This window comes from Dactylosporangium roseum, assembly GCF_025264685.1.
Lineage (GTDB): Bacteria > Actinomycetota > Actinomycetes > Mycobacteriales > Micromonosporaceae > Dactylosporangium > Dactylosporangium roseum.
On sequence record NZ_CP073721.1, the window covers coordinates 1,965,290 to 1,983,539 of the forward strand.

Annotated in this window: 16 protein-coding genes and 1 pseudogene; 11 read left to right on the forward strand and 6 right to left on the reverse strand. The window is 70.7% G+C overall.

Features of this window, described 5'->3' with window-relative positions:
* The first annotated feature begins 35 nt into the window (after nucleotides 1-35).
* Nucleotides 36-2,537, forward strand: a complete 2,502-nt coding sequence (locus Drose_RS09895) for a DEAD/DEAH box helicase (protein ID WP_260727873.1) — start codon at nucleotides 36-38, stop codon at nucleotides 2,535-2,537.
* Between the two features lie 30 nt (nucleotides 2,538-2,567).
* Here Drose_RS09895 and Drose_RS09900 read toward each other — a convergent pair whose 3' ends face one another.
* On the reverse strand, nucleotides 2,568-3,614 hold the full coding sequence (locus Drose_RS09900) for an alpha/beta fold hydrolase (RefSeq protein ID WP_260727874.1): 1,047 nt from the start codon (nucleotides 3,612-3,614) through the stop codon (nucleotides 2,568-2,570).
* Between the two features lie 93 nt (nucleotides 3,615-3,707).
* On the opposite strand from Drose_RS09900, the gene Drose_RS09905 reads away from it, so the two are divergent.
* From Drose_RS09905 to Drose_RS09915, 3 genes are all read left to right on the forward strand, one after another.
* Nucleotides 3,708-4,313, forward strand: coding sequence for a TetR/AcrR family transcriptional regulator (locus tag Drose_RS09905; RefSeq protein WP_260727875.1), 606 nt, complete (start codon nucleotides 3,708-3,710; stop codon nucleotides 4,311-4,313).
* Nucleotides 4,314-4,342: 29 nt separating this feature from the next.
* Entirely contained in the window at nucleotides 4,343-6,394 is a 2,052-nt protein-coding gene (locus Drose_RS09910) for a catalase (RefSeq protein ID WP_260727876.1), read from the forward strand.
* Nucleotides 6,395-6,589: 195 nt separating this feature from the next.
* Complete coding sequence (locus Drose_RS09915) at nucleotides 6,590-7,534, forward strand: type IV toxin-antitoxin system AbiEi family antitoxin domain-containing protein (RefSeq protein WP_260727877.1); 945 nt, start codon at nucleotides 6,590-6,592, stop codon at nucleotides 7,532-7,534.
* 166 nt (nucleotides 7,535-7,700) lie between these two features.
* Here the strand turns inward: Drose_RS09915 and Drose_RS09920 are convergent, their stop codons facing one another.
* Both Drose_RS09920 and Drose_RS09925 read right to left on the reverse strand, forming a co-directional pair.
* Nucleotides 7,701-8,507, reverse strand: a complete 807-nt coding sequence (locus tag Drose_RS09920) for an MBL fold metallo-hydrolase (protein ID WP_260729678.1) — start codon at nucleotides 8,505-8,507, stop codon at nucleotides 7,701-7,703.
* A 2-nt stretch (nucleotides 8,508-8,509) separates the two neighbouring features.
* Nucleotides 8,510-8,929: a thioesterase family protein gene (locus tag Drose_RS09925; RefSeq protein ID WP_260727878.1), complete on the reverse strand. Its 420-nt coding sequence runs from the start codon at nucleotides 8,927-8,929 to the stop codon at nucleotides 8,510-8,512.
* A 190-nt stretch (nucleotides 8,930-9,119) separates the two neighbouring features.
* On the opposite strand from Drose_RS09925, the gene Drose_RS09930 reads away from it, so the two are divergent.
* Nucleotides 9,120-9,917: an SIR2 family NAD-dependent protein deacylase gene (locus Drose_RS09930; protein WP_260727879.1), complete on the forward strand. Its 798-nt coding sequence runs from the start codon at nucleotides 9,120-9,122 to the stop codon at nucleotides 9,915-9,917.
* Nucleotides 9,918-10,121: 204 nt separating this feature from the next.
* Here the strand turns inward: Drose_RS09930 and Drose_RS09935 are convergent.
* The 3 genes and pseudogenes from Drose_RS09935 to Drose_RS09945 all read right to left on the reverse strand — a co-directional run.
* Nucleotides 10,122-11,183 (reverse strand): annotated as a pseudogene (locus tag Drose_RS09935) (PH domain-containing protein); the annotation flags it as partial.
* A 131-nt stretch (nucleotides 11,184-11,314) separates the two neighbouring features.
* Nucleotides 11,315-11,815 (reverse strand): PH domain-containing protein, encoded by a 501-nt coding sequence (locus Drose_RS09940; protein WP_260727880.1) that lies wholly within the window; start codon nucleotides 11,813-11,815, stop codon nucleotides 11,315-11,317.
* Nucleotides 11,812-12,018 (reverse strand): acetone carboxylase, encoded by a 207-nt coding sequence (locus Drose_RS09945; RefSeq protein ID WP_260727881.1) that lies wholly within the window; start codon nucleotides 12,016-12,018, stop codon nucleotides 11,812-11,814. Before Drose_RS09945 ends, Drose_RS09940 begins: the two co-directional genes overlap by 4 nt.
* A 220-nt stretch (nucleotides 12,019-12,238) precedes the next feature.
* Between Drose_RS09945 and Drose_RS09950 the strand changes: the two genes are divergently transcribed.
* The 6 genes from Drose_RS09950 to Drose_RS09975 all read left to right on the forward strand — a co-directional run bounded on the left by Drose_RS09950 (nucleotide 12,239) and on the right by Drose_RS09975 (nucleotide 18,218).
* Entirely contained in the window at nucleotides 12,239-13,372 is a 1,134-nt protein-coding gene (locus Drose_RS09950) for an AAA family ATPase (RefSeq protein WP_390891430.1), read from the forward strand.
* Between the two features lie 56 nt (nucleotides 13,373-13,428).
* Nucleotides 13,429-14,355, forward strand: a complete 927-nt coding sequence (locus Drose_RS09955; RefSeq protein ID WP_260729679.1) for a DUF58 domain-containing protein — start codon at nucleotides 13,429-13,431, stop codon at nucleotides 14,353-14,355.
* Nucleotides 14,352-15,302: a VWA domain-containing protein gene (locus tag Drose_RS09960; protein WP_260727883.1), complete on the forward strand. Its 951-nt coding sequence runs from the start codon at nucleotides 14,352-14,354 to the stop codon at nucleotides 15,300-15,302. Before Drose_RS09955 ends, Drose_RS09960 begins: the two co-directional genes overlap by 4 nt.
* A 394-nt stretch (nucleotides 15,303-15,696) precedes the next feature.
* On the forward strand, nucleotides 15,697-16,401 hold the full coding sequence (gene fabG / locus Drose_RS09965) for a 3-oxoacyl-[acyl-carrier-protein] reductase (protein WP_260727884.1): 705 nt from the start codon (nucleotides 15,697-15,699) through the stop codon (nucleotides 16,399-16,401).
* A gap of 18 nt (nucleotides 16,402-16,419) precedes the next feature.
* Entirely contained in the window at nucleotides 16,420-17,190 is a 771-nt protein-coding gene (fabI, locus tag Drose_RS09970) for an enoyl-ACP reductase FabI (protein WP_260727885.1), read from the forward strand.
* A 20-nt stretch (nucleotides 17,191-17,210) separates the two neighbouring features.
* On the forward strand, nucleotides 17,211-18,218 hold the full coding sequence (locus Drose_RS09975) for a ferrochelatase (RefSeq protein WP_260727886.1): 1,008 nt from the start codon (nucleotides 17,211-17,213) through the stop codon (nucleotides 18,216-18,218).
* Nucleotides 18,219-18,250 lie beyond the last annotated feature (32 nt).

Here is an 18,250-nt window from a genome sequence, read left to right on the forward strand (position 1 = left end):
GGCCGTCGGGTCCGGATCGCGGCGGGGGAGCCGGCGTGACCGGCCTCGCGAGCCGTGTCCCGCGCGGCGGGGATCCGGACGCCGTTTTCGACGCCTTCGCCGAGTGGGCCAAGGAACAGGGCCTGAGTCTCTATCCCCACCAGGAAGAGTCGCTCATCGAGATCGTCTCTGGCGCGAACGTCATCCTCAACACGCCCACCGGCTCCGGCAAGAGCCTCGTCGCCACGGGCGCGCACTTCGCCGCGCTCGCGACCGACCGCACCACCTTCTACACCGCGCCGATCAAGGCGCTCGTCTCCGAGAAGTTCTTCGCGCTCGTCGACATGTTCGGCGCGGAGAACGTCGGCATGCTCACCGGTGACGCCAGCGTCAACGCGGACGCCCCGATCATCTGCTGCACGGCCGAGATCCTCGCCAACATCGCGCTGCGCGACGGCGACCAGGCCGACGTCGGCATCGTCGTCATGGACGAGTTCCACTTCTACGCCGACCCCGACCGCGGCTGGGCGTGGCAGGTGCCGCTGATCGAGCTGCCACAGGCGCAGTTCGTGCTCATGTCGGCGACCCTGGGCGACGTCACCCGCTTCGAGGACGACCTGACCCGCCGCACCGGCCGGCCGACCGCGGTGGTGAAGAACGCCGAGCGCCCCGTGCCGCTCATGTTCACCTACTCGATGGACCCGCTGCACGAGACGATCGAGGAACTGCTGAGCACCCGGCAGGCGCCCGTCTACATCGTGCACTTCACGCAGGTCGCCGCGCTCGAACGGGCCCAGGCGCTCATGAGCATCAACGTCTCGACGCGGGCCGAGAAGGACATGATCGCCGAGACGATCGGCAACTTCCGCTTCACCGCGGGCTTCGGCAAGACGCTGTCGCGCCTCGTCCGCCACGGCATCGGCGTCCACCACGCCGGAATGCTGCCGAAGTATCGCCGGCTCGTGGAAACCCTCGCGCAGGCCGGGCTGCTCAAGGTGATCTGCGGGACCGACACCCTGGGCGTCGGCATCAACGTGCCGATCCGCACGGTCCTCTTCACGGCCCTGTCGAAGTACGACGGGCAGAAGACCCGGTTGCTTCAGGCACGGGAATTCCACCAGATCGCCGGCCGGGCCGGTCGCGCCGGATTCGACACGATCGGCACGGTGGTCGTGCAGGCGCCGGAGCACGTCATCGACAACGAGCGCGCACTGGCGAAGGCGGGCGACGACCCGAAGAAGCGGCGCAAAGTGGTGCGCAAGAAGCCGCCGGAGGGGTCGATCGGCTGGGGCCGTCCCACATTCGAGCGGCTGGTCGAGGCGGAGCCCGAGCCGCTGAGGTCGAGCTTCCAGGTGTCGCACGCGATGCTCCTCAACGTGATCAGCCGCCCGGGCGACGCGTTTCAGGCGATGCGCCACCTGCTCACCGAGAACCACGAGGACGTCCACGCCCAGCGCCGGCTGATCCGCCGGGCCATCGCCATCTACCGGGCGCTGCTCGCCGGCGGCGTCGTGGAGCAGCTCGACGAGCCGGACGAGGAGGGCCGCCGCGTGCGGCTCACCGTCGACCTGCAGATGGACTTCGCGCTCAACCAGCCGCTGTCGCCCTTCGCGCTGGCCGCGATCGAGCTGCTCGACCGCGAGGCGCCGGCCTACGCCCTCGACGTGCTGTCGGTGATCGAGTCCACATTGGATGATCCGCGGCAGGTGCTGTCGGCGCAGCAGTTCAAGGCGCGCGGCGAGGCCGTCGCGGCGATGAAGGCGGACGGCATCGAATACGAGGAGCGGCTCGAACTGCTCGACTCGGTGACCTACCCGAAGCCGCTCGTGGACCTGCTCGACAACGCCTACCACCTCTACAAGCAGGGCCACCCGTGGGTCGCCGACTACCATCTCTCGCCCAAGTCGGTGGTCCGCGACATGTACGAGCGGGCGATGACGTTCGTCGAATACGTCAACTTCTACAGTCTTCCCCGCTCCGAGGGCCTCGTCCTGCGCTACCTCGCCGACGCCTTCAAGGCGCTGCGCCAGACGGTGCCCGAGGACGCGCGCACCGACGAACTCACCGACATCATCGAGTGGCTGGGGGAGCTGGTCCGTCAGGTCGACTCCAGCCTCATCGACGAGTGGGAGCGGCTGCGCAACCCCACCGACGAGAAGCCCGTCGTGGTCGACGACCGCCCGCCGGCGGTCACCCGCAACCTGCGGGCCTTCCGCGTGCTGGTGCGTAACGCACTCTTCCGCCGGGTGGAACTGGCGGCGCTGCGCCGTTACGACGAGCTCGGCGAGCTGGACGGCGAGCACGGGTTCACCTCCGATGTGTGGCGGGACGCGATCGAGGACTACTTCGAGGAGTACGACAGCCTGGGTGTCGGCCCGGACGCCCGCGGCCCGGCGCTGCTGGTCATCGACCAGAAGCCGGACCGCTGGCAGGTCCGCCAGATCTTCGACGACCCGGCGGGTGACCGCGACTGGGCGATCGTCGCCGAGGTGGACCTGGCCGAGTCGGACGCGCTGGGCGCCGCCGCCGTGCGAGTCCTGTCGGTGGGCCCGGCCTGACCGGCTCCCGGCAACGCTGCCGGTGACGGATCAGGCGGCGACGGCGCGCAGGGCGGCCAGGAACCGCTGCGGCTGGGTGAAGGCCGCGAAGTGGCTGGCGCCCTCGATCAGCACGAGGGACTTGTGCGGCGCCTCGACCTCGTCGAAGTACGACACCGCGGGACCCGTCAGGGTCACCACGTCCTGAGCGCCCTGGAACAGGTGGAACGGGATCTCGAATCTGGAGCCGAGCACCCGCGCGTCGAAGCGTATGAACTGCTCGAACATCGCGTCGCGCACCTTGCCGAACCCCTTCAGCCAGGCCATGACGTCGAGCAGCGAATAGTCCGGCTTGGTCAGCAGCAGCGGGAAGAGCAGCTTGAACACCCCGTTGGGCGTGGTCGGGTCGGTGGCCATGGTCCACTGCATCCGCCGGCCCCACGCCGCGACGTCCCAGGTGCGCGGGTCCTCGTCGAGCGTCTCCAGCGCCGCGACCCCCTTGTGGTTGCCCGCGGCGCGCAGCCGTGCCAGAGTGGCGAGCCGCGACTGCCGCTCGTTGGCGACCATGTCGACGTAGAAGTCGGTCCCGACATACGCGCTGAACAGGTCCGGTCGTCGTTGCGCCATCGGCAGTCCGACGATGGTGCCCATCGAGCCCGCCATCAGGATCAGCTTGTCCTTCCGCAGGTGGCGACGCAGGTATTCGGCGACCTCGATGCCGTCCTCCGCCATCCGCTCGAACGTCAGCTCCTCGGCCGGCGGCCAGCCGTTGCGGCGCAGGGTGCGCCCCGCCCCGCGCCGGTCCCAGTGCACGACGGTGAAATGCTTCTCCCACTCGCGCAGGACCGGGGTGAACACGGAATAGGGCGAGCCGGGGCCGCCGTGGACGACGAGCAGCACCGGATTGGCCCGGTCCTCGCCGCGGATCTGCAGCCACTGCTGCGTGCCGCCGATCGTGACGTAACGCCCCTCGACCACGGCGTCGGGGGTGTCGATGCGCGCCTCGAGGGCGCGGCGGTGCTTGCGGGCGGCGCGATAGGCCAGCGGTGCGCCGACGACGACGGCGGCGGCGATGGCGACGAGTGCGACGACGAACATGACGCCCTCCGGGGGTCGGGGTGGATGGGAAGACTGTACGGAGTTCTTAGACGTTTTTGCAAGACGGATGTGTGAGACGGTACGATCAACGCCATGGGTAACCGGGACAAGCTTCTTGAGGGCGCGCTGCGGTGCCTCCACGAGAAGGGCTTCGCGCAGACCACCGCACGCGACATCGCCACGGCCGCGGGCGTGAGCCTGGCCGCGATCGGATACCACTTCGGCACCACCGAGGCGCTGCTCAACGCCGCGCTCATCCGGGCGATGGAGAACTGGGGGGAGGAGCTGGACGAGGCGCTCAACGACGAGCGCGACGCGGCACTCCCGCCGGCCGAGCGGTTCGTCGCCGTGTGGACGCGGGTGATCGACTCCGTCACCGCCAACCGGCCGCTGTGGACCACGCAGTTCGAGCTGGTCACGCAGATCGGTCATCACCCCGAGCGCGCGCTGCAGTGGAACGAGGCGCAGGACGAGGCGCAGTTCGGCCTCGCGGAGCTGTTCCACGGCATCGACGCCGATGGGGAGCCCGAGCTGGCCCGCATCGTCGGAGGGCTGTATCAGGCGCTGCTCACCGGCGTGGTGGTGCAGCACATCGTCTCCCCGGAGGTCGCGATGAGCGGGAGTGACCTGATCACCGCGCTGCGTGAGGTCGCCAGACGCCTCGGCGGGGAGAGACGCGATCTCCAGAAAAGCGTGTAAAACGGGTTGAATGTGGTAGCCCGGAAGCCATGACCACCAAAGACCGGCAGCTCTCCGCCAATCGCAGACCGTTCAACGAGGGTGTGCTGACCACCGATCAGGGGATCCCGGTCGAGGACACCGACAACTCGCTCCGAGCCGGTGCGCGAGGCCCCAGCCTGCTCGAGGACTTCCACCTGCGCGAGAAGATCATGCGCTTCGACCACGAGCGCATACCGGAGCGTGTCGTGCACGCACGGGGAACCGGCGCGCACGGTGTGTTCAAGGTCTACGAGCCGCTCGACGAATACACCACCGCCGACTTTCTGACCGACCCCGACGCCGAGACGCCGGTGTTCGTGCGCTTCTCGACCGTCCAGGGGTCGCGCGGTTCCAGCGACACGCCGCGGGACGTGCGCGGGTTCGCCACGAAGTTCTACACCCGGCAGGGCAACTTCGACCTCGTCGGCAACAACATGCCGGTGTTCTTCATCCAGGACGGCATCAAGTTCCCCGACCTGGTGCACGCGCTGAAGCCGGAGCCGCAGAACGAGATGCCACAGGCCGCCTCAGCGCACGACTCGTTCTGGGACTTCGTCACGCTGCAACCCGAGACGATGCACCACGTCATCTGGCTCATGTCCGACCGGGCCATCCCCCGCAGCTTCCGCATGATGCAGGGCTTCGGCGTGCACACGTTCCGGCTGGTCAACGGCCAGGGACGCAGCACGTTCGTCAAGTTCCACTGGACACCCGTGCTCGGCACCCACTCGCTGGTCTGGGACGAGGCGCAGAAGATCGCCGGCAAGGACCCCGACTACAACCGCAGGGACCTCTGGGAGGCGATCAGCAGCGGCCAGTTCCCGTCGTGGGAGCTCGGGCTGCAACTCATCCCCGAGGAGCGGGCCTTCGAGTTCGAGGACATCGACATCCTCGACCCCACGAAGATCATCCCGGAGGAGGTGGTGCCCGTGACGCCGGTCGGCCGGCTCACGCTGAACCGCAACCCGGACAACTTCTTCGCCGAGACGGAGCAGGTGGCGTTCTGCGTCGGCAACGTGGTGCCAGGGATCGACTTCACCGACGACCCGCTGCTGCAGGCCCGGCTGTTCTCCTACCTCGACACACAGCTCAACCGGTTCGGCGGCGCCAACTTCTTCCAGGTGCCGATCAACCGCGCGATCGCCCCGATCCGCAATCACCAGCAGGACGGCTTCCAGCAGCACGAGGTGCCGGTCGGCCGGGCGAACTACTTCCCGAACTCGCTCGGCGGCGACCAGCCGACCCCCGCCGGCCCGGCCGGGTTCGTGCACTACCCCGAGCACGTCGACGGGCCGAAGGAGCGCAAGCGCAGTGAGACCTTCGCCGACCACTACAGCCAGGCGACCCTGTTCTGGAACAGTATGTCCTCCTGGGAGAAGGAGCACATCATCGCGGCCTACCGGTTCGAGCTCGGCAAGGTCGAGTCGATGCCGATCCGCGTGCGGCTCGTCGAGCACCTCAACCGCGTCGACCACGACTTGGCGATCGCCGTCGCGCTCGGCATCGGCGTCGAGGAGCCGGTGAAGTCCGTCGACAACCACGGCCGCAGTTCACCCGCGCTGTCCCAGGGCAACTCGCCGCGCGAATCGGTGCTCAGCCGCAAGGTCGCGGTCCTTGTCGGCGACGGCGTCGACGCCCGCATCGTGACCTCGATGCGCGACACGCTGACGGAGCGCGGTGCGATCGTCGAACTGCTGGCACCGGTCGACGGCACGATCACCACGTCCGACGGGCTGCCCATGGAGGTGACCCGCGCGATGCAGACGATGTCATCGGTGCTGTACGACGCGATCGTCGTCCCCGACGGCGCGCCCGACCTCGCCATGGACGGCCTCGCGGTGAACTACGCCGCCGAGGCATTCAAGCACGGCAAGGCGGTCGGCGCCTTCGGCACCGGCCTGGGGCTTCTCCAGCGCGCCCAGATCCCGCTGACGACCGCTTCGGCGGATCCGGCCCTGATCGCATACGACGAGTGGACGCCCGACTTCGCCACGGAGTTCACGAAAGCGCTCGCCGCCCACCGGAACTTCGACCGCGACATCGACGCCATCCCGGCGTGAGTCACCGACCAGGGCCGAGTTCGGCTTGATCGCGGAACCGACCGAGCCAGGCGGCAATACCGGCCGAGAAGACGTCGAGACGCCAATCATGAGGGCCCGTTGTCCACAGCCGGGCGAGTGAGTTTCCCGTACCGGTGGATGTTCGGCGATGCTCGACCGGTGCTCAACGGATCCGCGCGAAACCAGGACGACCCGATGACAAGGCTCGGCGAGGTCGCGCGGCAACAGGCGGGCGTCGTGTCCCGCGCGCAGGCGCTGGAAGTGGGACTCACGCCGGGTGCGATACGCGCCCACCTGCGCGCCGGGCGATGGTCCGCGGTCTACCAGGGGATCTATCGCACCTTCACGGGTGCGGTTCCCCGGCGTGCGCGGCTCTGGGCGGTACTGCTGCGTGCGGGCCCGACCGCGGTCCTGAGTCACCAGACGGCCGCGGAGCTGTCCGGGCTGCTCGCCGAACCCTGCGATCCGGTGCACGTCACGATCCCGCTGAGCCGGCGGGTGCGGGTGATTCCCGGCGCCGTGCTGCACCGGTCGGCGCGTCTGGAGCACGCACGGCAACCTGGGCCCGATCTGCGCCGCACACGCGTCGAGGAGACCGTCATCGACCTGGCGATCTCGGCCCGCAAGCACGAGGTGGCCATCGGCTGGATCACCCGGGCGTGCGGCCGCCGCCTCACGACGCCCGACCGGATCCGTGCGGCGATCACGCGCCGGCCGAGGGTGCGGTGGCGGCGGTTGCTCCTCGCCGTCGTGGACGACACGGCCGACGGCTGCCATTCGGTGCTGGAACGGCGCTTCCTGCGCGACGTCGAGCATGATCACCGGTTGCCGCGCGGACGCCGGCAGAAGGTCCCGCCGCAGAAGAGTGGGCGGCGGCGGTACCGCGATGTGGCCTACGACGACTTCGGCACCGTCGTCGAACTGGACGGGCGGGCGTACCACCCCGAGGAGCGGCGATCCGAGGACCGGCAGCGCGACAACGAGGCGGCAGCGGCGGCGATCAGGACCTTGCGGTACGGCTGGAGCGACGTGGCCACGCCCTGCGCCGTCGCCGTGCAGGTTGTCCGTGCGCTCCGGTCCGGGGGCTGGCGCGGCCGTCCGCGCCGTTGCCGGCGTGTGGAGTGCGTAGTGCGGCCATGATCGTGGAGCGTTTTTGCACTTCAGGGTGCCAAATCGCTCCACGATCATGGCGGAACACGCGGCGGGCCGGGCGGGTGCGGGTGGAGTGCGGCGGAACACGCGGCGGGCCGGGCGGGTGCGGGTGGAGTGCGGCGGGGCGCGCGGGTGCGGGTGGAGGAGGTCGGCGTCAGGGCTGGTTCAGGTGGACGTAGCCGCGGCGGACCGCCCGCAGGGAGAGCTCCTGCGGAAACGGGGACTTCGCGGCCGTGCGCTCGGCGGGGGCGCCGTCCTGGTCGCCCTCGCGGATGAGCCAGGCCAGCGCCGCGAGCTGCTCATGCTGGGCGCGGACGAACGACGCGTCGACGACCTTGCCGTGGCCGGGGACCACGCTGGTCGCCGGGGTGAGCCGCGACTGGAGGGCGGCTACGGTGTCGGGCCACTCAAGCGGGTAGGCGTCCTCGAACTGCGGCGGGCCGCTCTCCTCGATCAGGTCGCCCACCACGGCGACGTCGGCGTCCGGGACCAGCGCCACGACGTCGCCCGCCGAGTGGCCGCGGCCGAAGTGGCGCAGCTCCACCGGGCGGTCACCGAGGTCGACGACGGCCTCGGCGCGGATGGTGTGGTCGGGCGGGGCCAGGACGACGGCGGCCAGCTCGTCGGCCAGCTCGGGGTACGAACGCTGCCACTGCGCGCACAGCGTGGGGCCGTGCTGCGGGCCGAGCAGCACCGCGGTCTCCTCGTGGCCCCAGATGGGCGCTCCCTCGCCGGCGAAGACGAAGTTGCCGAACGTGTGGTCGAAGTGGTGGTGTGTGTTGAGCACGGCCAGCGGCAGGTCGGTGATCCGGCGGACCGCGGCGAGCAGCTCACTCGCCTGGGCGCCGGTGGAGAGGGTGTCGACGACCAGCGCTGACGCGCCGCCGACGATCAACGTCGCGGTCACGTCGAGCACCTTGTGCCGCAGGACGTGGACCCCGGACGCGATCTCGTGCAGCATCGTCACGAACGGTCCTCCAGGGCCTTGTTCAGGAACCTCCGGCGGTCGACGATGACCCGCTCGACGCGGCCCTCGGCGACGACCTGGTGGCCGTCGCGGACCGAGATCTCGAAGACCAGCTTCCGGCCGTCGGCCTTGGCCAGCCTGGCCTCGGCGACCACCTTGACGCCGATCGGGGTGGCGGCGCGGTGCTCGAGCTCGATGCGGGTGCCGACGGTGGTGAAACCGGGTGGGAGCCGGCTCGCCGTGGCGCCGACGGTCGCCGCCTCGGCCAGTGCCAGCACCCGCGGGGTGCCGAGGACCGGCACGTCACCCGAGCCGACCGCCTGCGCGGTGTCGGCGTCGGTGACCGTGAGCTCGGCGCGGGTGACGGCACCCACCCAGGAAGCCGCATCGACCGTGGGGCGCTCGTTCGGCTGCATACGTCAAGCCTAACGACAGCCGATGACGCGTGGCCGAAAAATCTGACGCACGTCGATAATGGGCCACGCAGGAGGGAGGAACGGGCCGCGCAGGGAGGCGCGGGCCGCGCAGGGGCCAGGGGGCACAGGCCGCGCAGAGGCCAGGGGACACGGGCCGCGCAAGGAAGCACGAGCCGCGCAGGAGGAAAGAGTGAGCAGGGAAGAAGGGGCGGTACCGGTGGAGGGCAGCGAGGTCCTGGACGAGGTCGCCGGCTGGGTCGCCGCGGGCGGGGTTGTCGTGCTCACCGGTGCCGGGATCTCCACCGACTCCGGGATTCCCGACTTCCGGGGGCCCAACGGGGTGTGGACCCGCAACCCGGAGGCGATGAAGCTGTCCTCGATCGACCACTACGTGACCGATCCCGACGTGCGGCGGCAGTCCTGGCAGGAGCGCCTGCGCCACCCGGCCTGGACGGCGACGCCGAACCCGGCGCACGAGGCCCTCGCCCGGATGGAGCGGGACGGAAACCTCACCGCCGTGATCACCCAGAACATCGACGGGCTGCACCAGCGCGCCGGGAACGATCCGGCCAAGGTCATCGAGCTGCACGGGACGATCTTCGAGACCGAGTGCCTGTCGTGCGGCGCCCGCGGGCCGATGCGCGCCACGCTCGACCGGGTGGAGCGGGGTGAGGCCGACCCGGCCTGCGAGGAGTGCGGCGGGATCCTGAAGTCGGCGACGATCTCGTTCGGTCAGTCGATGAACATGGCGACGCTGGAGGCGGCGGCCGAAGCGGCGATGTTCTGCCGGCTGTTCGTCGCCGTGGGCACGTCACTGACCGTCTACCCGGCCGCCGGGCTGGTCGACGTCGCCCGGAACCACGGTGCCCGGGTCGTCGTCCTCAACGCTGCCGGCACGTCCTACGACGCTGTCGCCGATCGGGTGATCCGCGAGCCGATCGGCACCGCCCTGCCCCGGATCGCCGGCATCCGGGCCGCCGGCGGCTGAGGCCGCGCCCGGAGCCGGGCCGGCACCGGCAGGGGCGGCGAGGCCGGGGTTGTCGCCGAAGGGGGTGCCGCCGGACGGGGGCGCCGGGGCGTGGGCGCGTGCCGCGAACAGGCGGCGGGCCGCCCGGGAGCGTGCCGCCAGGTCGTCCGCCAGCCGGTACGCGTCCGCGGTGTCCCGGTGCCGGGCCACCGCGTGCAGGCCACCCGCCGTGTCCACGTGCACGGTCGCCACGTCCAGCATGCGCTGCAACGGGCCCTGCGTCACCCGCACGCTCTGCACCCGCGCCAGCGGTACCGCCACCAGCTCCCGCGTCAGGACGCCCTCGCGGACGGCCACCACGTCGTCGATGACCGCCACGCCGATCCTCGACCACGCCAGGGGAGCGAGCCAGCGGGCGCGCCGGGGCGGGCGGGTGGCCGGCAGCGCGGTGGCGTCGATCCCGGGGCCGCCGAGGCGGAGGGTGACGGCCACATCCAGTACCGTCGCGGCGACCGAAGCGGTGTCGGAGGCTGCGGCGACGGGCACGAGCGTGCCGGCCCGCAACTGTTCCTCCCCGTTGCCGCCGTAACCCGCGACGTCGATGCGGGCGCGTGCCCAGCCGGGCGCCCGCCACAGCAGCGGCCAGGTGATCTTGAGGCCCTGGACCCGCCGGGGCGGCACGGTCTGGCTGCGCTTGTTCAGCAGGCCCTGCCGCAGCCGCAGCGCGGCGGCGTCGGTGCCGATGCGGAAGTCCCACTCGTCCAGGACCCGGCGCACCGGCACCTGGAACACGCCGAGGAACGCGGTGATCGTGCTGGCCGCGCCGATGACCGTCCACGCCGGGTCGAGTGTGGCCTGCCAGATGACGAACGCGGCGCCGACGGGGACCGTGAGCGTCTGCGGGGTGAGCATCTGGGCGAAGAGCAGGCGCCGGTTGTCGACGGCGAAGAGCGGCCGCTCGGTGGGCACCGGCTCCGGCCGGACGCCGGTGGCCAGTCCGAGGAGGTGACCGCGCAGCTCCGTGGCGCCGGCGACGGTGAGATACGCCAGCGGCGCCTCGGTCTTGCCCGCGCCGATGACTTCCAGCCGCAGCTCGGCGAGGCCGAAGACCCGGGCCAGCAACGGGCGGACGATGTCGATCGCCTGCACCCGCTCCAGGGGGATGGTCCGGGTGCGGCGCGAGAGCAGGCCCTCGTGGACCCGCAGCTCACGCCCGACGACCTCGTAGCCGGTGACCAGCCAGACGACCGCCGACACCAGCACCGCGAGGACGAGGATGACGGTCATGGAGACGAGCCAGCCGATCGGGCCGAGGTCGCGCAGGCCCTGCCAGGAGATGACCACCGCGGCGGCGGCGACGAGCTTGGCGCCGCGGACGAGGGGGGTCAGCGGATGCAGGCGCCGGCGGTCGACGAGTGTCACAGGCCCTCTTCGCGGATCTCACCGAGCGCGGCGAGGCGGTCCCGCAGCCGGGTGGCCTCGGGCGCGTCGAGGCCGGGCACGGTGGCGTCGCTGGCGGCCGCGGCGGTGTGCAGGGTGACGGTGGCCAGGCCGGCGGCGCGCTCGAGCGGACCGGCGGTCACGTCGACGAACTGCATCCGCGCGTACGGCACGATGGACAGCCGGCGGATCAGCAGCCCGTGGCGGACCAGCAGGTCCTCCTCGCGTTCGGCGTAGCCCCAGGCGCGCAGCGAGCGGCGCAGGAACAGCGCGCGGACGGTGCCCAGGACGACGACGAGCAGCGCGGCCGCGAGGAACCAGGCCGACACGACGAACGCGGCGACGAGGCAGGCGAGCACGAGCACGAGGATCCAGGCGCCCAGGACGGCCAGGCGCACGAGGAGGTACCGCGGGGAGATCGGCCGCCAGGCCACGGTGTCCGGCCACGGGCGCAGCGGATCGGGTGCAACCGTCGTCACGGTTCGAGCGTATCCCCGTCGATCGTTTCGACCTCGCGCAAAAAGGCACGTCGCGCGAGGAAGTCGCGCAGCGAGGACTCGTGCTCGTCGCACGCCAGCCAGACCTTGCGGCGCTCGGGTGTGTGCAGCTTCGGATTGTTCCAGCACAGCCGCCATTTGGCGGGTGCGCGGCAGCCCTTGGCGGAGCAGATCAGCGGATCCATCACGGCCAGTCTGCCAGCAGCGCTGGGAAAGGATGAGCGCCGGGCGGCCACGGGGGAAGCCGCCCGGCGACGGGGTGAATCGTACCCACTTGGATACGGGTGATGTCCAGTCGCACGCGCTGTCCGATGCGAAAAATCGCCACAGTCGATAGCCGCATTTCGGAAATAAAGGTCTAATACGGTCCTTGGTGAACTGCCAGTAGGCTCCCAGCAGCGTCAGATCGCCGCGGTCGCCCGCGCGTGCGACGCTAGGCTCGGAACACAACCAACGCGTGGAGGACCGGTGACCCACCCGAGCAACCCTGTCTCGACACCCGCACAGGACGCGACCGTGCTCGAGCGGGCCCTCTTCGAAGTGAAGCGGGTCATCGTGGGCCAGGACCGGATGATCGAGCGGATGTTCGTCTCGTTGCTCAGTCGCGGCCATGTGCTGCTCGAGGGCGTGCCCGGCGTGGCCAAGACCCTCGCCGTGGAGACCCTGGCGCGAGTCGTCGGCGGCACGTTCTCCCGCATCCAGTTCACCCCGGACCTGGTGCCCGCCGACATCGTCGGCACCCGCATCTACCGGCAGTCCAGCGAGAAGTTCGACGTCGAGCTCGGCCCGGTGTTCGTCAACTTCCTGCTCGCCGACGAGATCAACCGCGCGCCCGCCAAGGTGCAGTCGGCGCTGCTGGAGGTCATGGCGGAGCAGCAGGTCTCCATCGGCGGCGAGAGCTACGACGTGCCCCGCCCGTTCCTGGTCATGGCGACGCAGAACCCGATCGAGCAGGAGGGTGTCTACCCGCTGCCCGAGGCGCAGCGCGACCGGTTCCTGATGAAGATCCAGGTGGGGTACCCCAGCGACGCCGAAGAGCGCGAGATCGTCTACCGGGTGTCGGTGAAGACCCCGGAGCCGGTCGCCGTGCTCACCACCGAGGAACTCATGGGGTTGCAGGCCAAGGCCGACGACGTGTTCGTGCACAACGCGCTCGTCGACTACGCGGTGCGGCTGGTGGTCGCGACCCGCGCCCCCGCCGAGCACGGCCTGGGTGATGTCGCGCACCTCATCCAGTACGGTGCGAGCCCCCGTGCCTCGCTCGGCATCGTGCGGGCGTCCCGTGCGCTCGCCCTGCTGCGCGGGCGGGACTACGCGCTGCCGCAGGACGTGCAGGACATCGCGCCCGACATCCTGCGCCACCGGCTCGTGCTCTCCTACGACGCGCTCGCCGACGACATCCCGGCCGACGACATCGTGCGGCGGGTCCTCGCCGCTGTGCCGGCGCCGACCGTCGCGCCGCGCCAGCAGGCGCAGGCCGTGGCGGGCGGGCCGCCCCCGCCGCAGACCACGACCATCACGACATGGCCGGGTCGTTGAGCAACGGCGTCTCCGCCCTCGGCAAGCTGCGCCGGGGCGGCAACCCGCGCACGGCCATGGCCGACGTCCACGGTCCCGTTGTGCTCGACTCGGCCCGGGCCGAGGTCGTGCTCAACCGCATGCAGTTGCTCGTCACCCGCAAGCTCGACGGCCTCTTGCAGGGCGACTACCTGGGCCTGCTGCCGGGGCCGGGCACCGAGGCGGGTGAGTCCCGGGAGTACCGGCCGGGCGACGACGTGCGGCGCATGGACTGGCCGGTCACGGCCCGCACCACGCTGCCGCACGTCCGGCAGACGGTGGCCGACCGTGAGCTGGAGACGTGGCTGGCCGTCGACCTGAGCGCGAGCCTGGACTTCGGCACGGCGAAGTACCTCAAGCGCGACCTCGCGATCGCCGCGGCCGCCGCCGTGTCGCACCTGACCGTGCGGGGCGGCAACCGCATCGGCGCCGTGGTCGGGACCGCGAGCGAGCTCAACCGGCTGCCCGCCCGCCCCGGTCGCAAGGACGCCCAGGGGCTGCTGCGCACCATCGCGCTCACCCCGCCCCGGCCCGGCCGGGCCGATCTGGGCGCGCTCATCGACATGCTCAACCGCCCGCCGCGCCGGCGCGGCCTGGTCGTTGCGATCTCCGACTTCATGACGCCGGTGAGCCAGTGGGCCCGCCCGCTGCGCAAGCTGGGCGTCCGGCACGACCTGCTCGCCGTCGAGGTCGTCGACCCGCGGGAGCTGGAGTTGCCGAACGTCGGGGTGATCGCCCTCGTCGACCCGGAGACCGGGCGCATGCACGAGGTGCAGACCGCCGATGCCAAGCTGCGCCACCGGTATGCGCACGCGGCCGCCGCGCAGCGCGCCGAGATCGCCTCGGCCATCCGCGGCGCCAACGCGTCCCACCTGCGCCTGCGCACCGATTCCGACTGGCTGCTCGACATCGTCCGGTTCGTCGCCGCGCAGCGGCACGCCCGAACTCGAGGAACGACCCGATGATCCGTTTGCTCTCGCCGTGGTGGCTGCTGTCCCTGGTACCGGTGGCCGCCGTGATCGGTGTGTACGTCTGGCGGCAACTGCACCGGCGCGCGTTCGCGGTGCGGTTCACCAACGTCGACATGCTCTCCAGCCTGGTGCCGAAGGGCATCGGCGTGCGCCGGCACGTCAGCGCCGCGGCGTTCCTGCTGAGCCTCATGATCCTCGGCTTCGGCATGGCCCGCCCGTCGATCGACACCAAGGAGCCGCTGGAGCGGGCGACCGTCATGCTCGCCATCGACGTGTCGCTGTCGATGCAGGCGACGGACGTACAACCCACTCGGATCGAGGCCGCCAAGTCGGCCGCGGCCGACTTCGTCAAGCAGTTGCCCGCGTCATTCAACGTCGGGCTGGTGTCCTTCGCGAAGACCGCCAGCGTGCTGGTGTCGCCGACCAAGGAGCGCAACTCCGTCCTCCAGGCGATCGACGGCCTCACGCTGCAGGAGTCGACCGCGACGGGCGAGGCGGTGTTCACGAGCCTCGACGCGATCCGCACCGTCCCCGCCGACGGCGCGGCGGGACCGCCGCCGGCCCGGATCGTGCTGCTGTCCGACGGGTTCCGCACCGCCGGCCGATCGCTGGAGGACGCGTCGGCGGCGGCCGCGGCGGCCAGCGTGCCGGTGTCGACGATCGCGTTCGGCACCGACGAGGGTGTGGTGCGCATCGGCAACACCCCGCAGCGGGTGCCGGTCGACCGGCCGTCGCTGCAGAAGGTCGCCGAGGTCACCAAGGGCTACTTCTACGAAGCGGCCAGCAAGGACGAGCTCAAGCGCGTCTACACCGACATGGGTAGCTCGATCGGCTATCGGACGAAGCCGCGCGAGGTCACCCAGTGGTACCTGGGCATCGGTTTCCTGCTCGCCCTGGCGGCGGGCGGACTGAGTCTGCTGTGGGGCTCGCGGCTGCCGTAGCCGTGATCAGTGGGCGCCGCCGACCATGAAGAACAGGGCGGCGACCCACACTGCGGCCAGGAAAAAACCAACGGGCGCGATGAAGCGGCTCACGACAGGCTCCCAACGGGTATGTCTCAGAATCGGAGAACAGACACGCGAAAGCCGTGGCAGGGTTGCTAGAACGAACTCCGGCCACGACTGGAGGGATCGCTACTTCGCACAGCGATCACCTCCTGGGAGCAGCTCCCGTGCCGGACGGGCAGCAATGGGCCCGGTAGCAACCGGACATGCAAACCTCATCATCCTACTGCGGCCCGCAAAGGCGGGCATCAGCCGACCGGCGAGTTGGCGGGTACCAGCGGGTAACGCCTAATCTCCGTACTGCATCGCATCGACCTAGGAAGGCGGCATCGTGGCGAGGACCGTGCTGGTCACCGGTGGAAACCGGGGCATCGGATTGGCGATCGCGCAGGCGTTCGCCAAACAGGGCGACCGGGTGGCGATCACGCACCGCGGTTCCGGGGCCCCCGACGGCCTCTTCGGCGTGCAGTGCGACATCACGGACGCGGCCGCCGTCGACGCCGCCTTCACCACCGTCGAAAACGAGCTCGGCCCGGTCGAGGTGCTCGTCGCCAACGCCGGCATCACTCAGGACACGCTGCTGCTGCGCATGTCCGAGGAGCAGTTCACCGACGTCGTCGACACCAACCTCACCGGCTCCTTCCGGTGCGCCAAGCGCGCCGCCAGCAAGATGCTCCGGGCGCGCTGGGGCCGGATCATCTTCATCTCCTCGGTCGTCGGCCTCTACGGCAGCCCGGGCCAGGTCAACTACGCGGCGAGCAAGGCCGGCCTGGTCGGCATGGCCCGCTCGATCACCCGCGAGCTCGGCAGCCGCAACATCACCGCCAACGTGGTCGCGCCCGGCTTCGTCGAGACCGACATGACGGCCGTGCTGCCCGAGGCCACCCAGGCCGAGTACCAGAAGTCCATCCCGCTCGGCCGCATGGCGAAGGCCGAGGAGGTCGCCGGCACGGTGACCTTCCTCGCCAGCGACGCGGCGGGCTACATCACCGGCGCCGTCATCCCCGTCGACGGCGGCCTTGGCATGGGTCACTAGAGGGAGCTCGACGCAGACATGAGTGGACTTCTCGAGGGCAAGCGGCTGCTGATCACCGGGATCATCACCGAACAGTCGATCGCCTTCTCCGCCGCGAAGCTCGCCCAGGAGCAGGGCGCCGAGGTCGTCCTGACCGGGTTCGGCCGGCTGTCGCTGGTCGAACGGATCGCCAAGCGCCTGCCCGCGGAGGCGCCGGTGATCGAGCTCGACGTCACCAACCGGGAGCACCTCGACGGCCTGGCCGGCAAGGTTCGCGAGCACGTCGAGGGCCTCGACGGCGTCCTGCACTCGATCGGCTTCGCGCCCGCGTCCTGCCTCGGCGGTGGCTTCCTCGACGCGCCGTGGGAGGACGTGGCCACCGCGGTGCACGTGTCGACGTTCTCGTTCAAGTCCCTGGCGGTGGCCTGCCTGCCGCTCATGGGCAGCGGCGGCGCGATCGTCGGGCTCGACTTCGACGCCAGCAAGGCCTGGCCGGTGTACGACTGGATGGGCGTGGCCAAGGCGGGCCTGGAGTCCACGTCGCGATACCTCGCCCGTGACCTCGGCCCGCGCGGCATCCGGGTCAACCTGGTCGCCGCCGGCCCGCTGCGCACGATGGCCGCCAAGTCCATCCCCGGCTTCGCCGTCTTCGAGGACTCCTGGGCGAAGACCGCGCCGCTCGGCTGGGACCTCAACGACCAGGTGGCCGCGGCGAAGGCGTGCTGCGCGCTGCTGTCCGACTGGTTCCCGGCCACGACCGGTGAGATCGTTCACGTCGACGGCGGGTACCACGCGGTCGGCTCGTCCTGACCCGAGCGCAGAATAGGGGCGTGGTTTACGACGCGTTCCTCCTGGTTTCGTTCGGCGGTCCGGAAGGGCAGGACGAGGTCCTGCCCTTCCTGGAAAACGTGACCCGCGGGCGCGGCATCCCGCGCGAGCGGCTGGAGTCGGTCGCGGAGCACTACCGGCATTTCGGCGGTGTCTCGCCGATCAACGCGCAGTGCCGGGCCCTGATCGAGGCCCTGCGGCCCGAGCTGGACCTGCCGATCTACTGGGGCAACCGCAACTGGCACCCGTTCCTCGCCGACACCGTCCGGCAGATGCGCGCCGACGGCGTGCGCCGTGCGCTGGCGTTCGTCACCAGCCCGTTCGGCTCGTACTCGTCCTGCCGCCAATACCTCGACGACATCGCCCGCGCCCGTGCCGACGCCGGCCCGGACGCGCCCGAGATCGACAAGATCCGGCACTACCACGACCACCCGGGGTACATCGCACCCCACGCCGACGCCGTCCACGCCGCGCTGGAGGCGCTGCCGTCCCGCATGAACGCGCGCCTCGTCTTCACCGCCCACTCGATCCCGACCTCGATGAACGCGGCCAGCGGACCGGGCGGGGCCGGCCGCTACGCGGCACAGCTCCGTGAGACCGCCGCCCTCGTCGCCGCCGAGGCGGCCCCCGAGCTGCCGTGGGACCTGGTCTGGCAGAGCCGCTCCGGCCCGCCCCAGGTGCCGTGGCTGGAGCCGGACGTCAACGACCACCTGGAGGCCCTCGCCGCTGATGGTGTGACAGAGGTGGTGGTCAGTCCGATCGGGTTCATCTCCGACCATCTCGAGGTGGTGTGGGACCTCGACGTCGAGGCGAGGAACACCGCCGCCCGCCTCGGTCTCGCGTACGAGCGGGCCGCCACCCCCGGGCACGATCCGCGGTTCGTGACGATGATCCGACAGCTCGTGGACGAGCGCGTGCTTGCTCACAGTAACGTTCGTCACGCCCTGGGCACCGTTCCCACCTGGGACTACTGTCCCGCCGACTGCTGCGTGCCACCGAAACGCGCATAGGCTCGAAACGAAGCTGAGGGAGTATGTCGCGC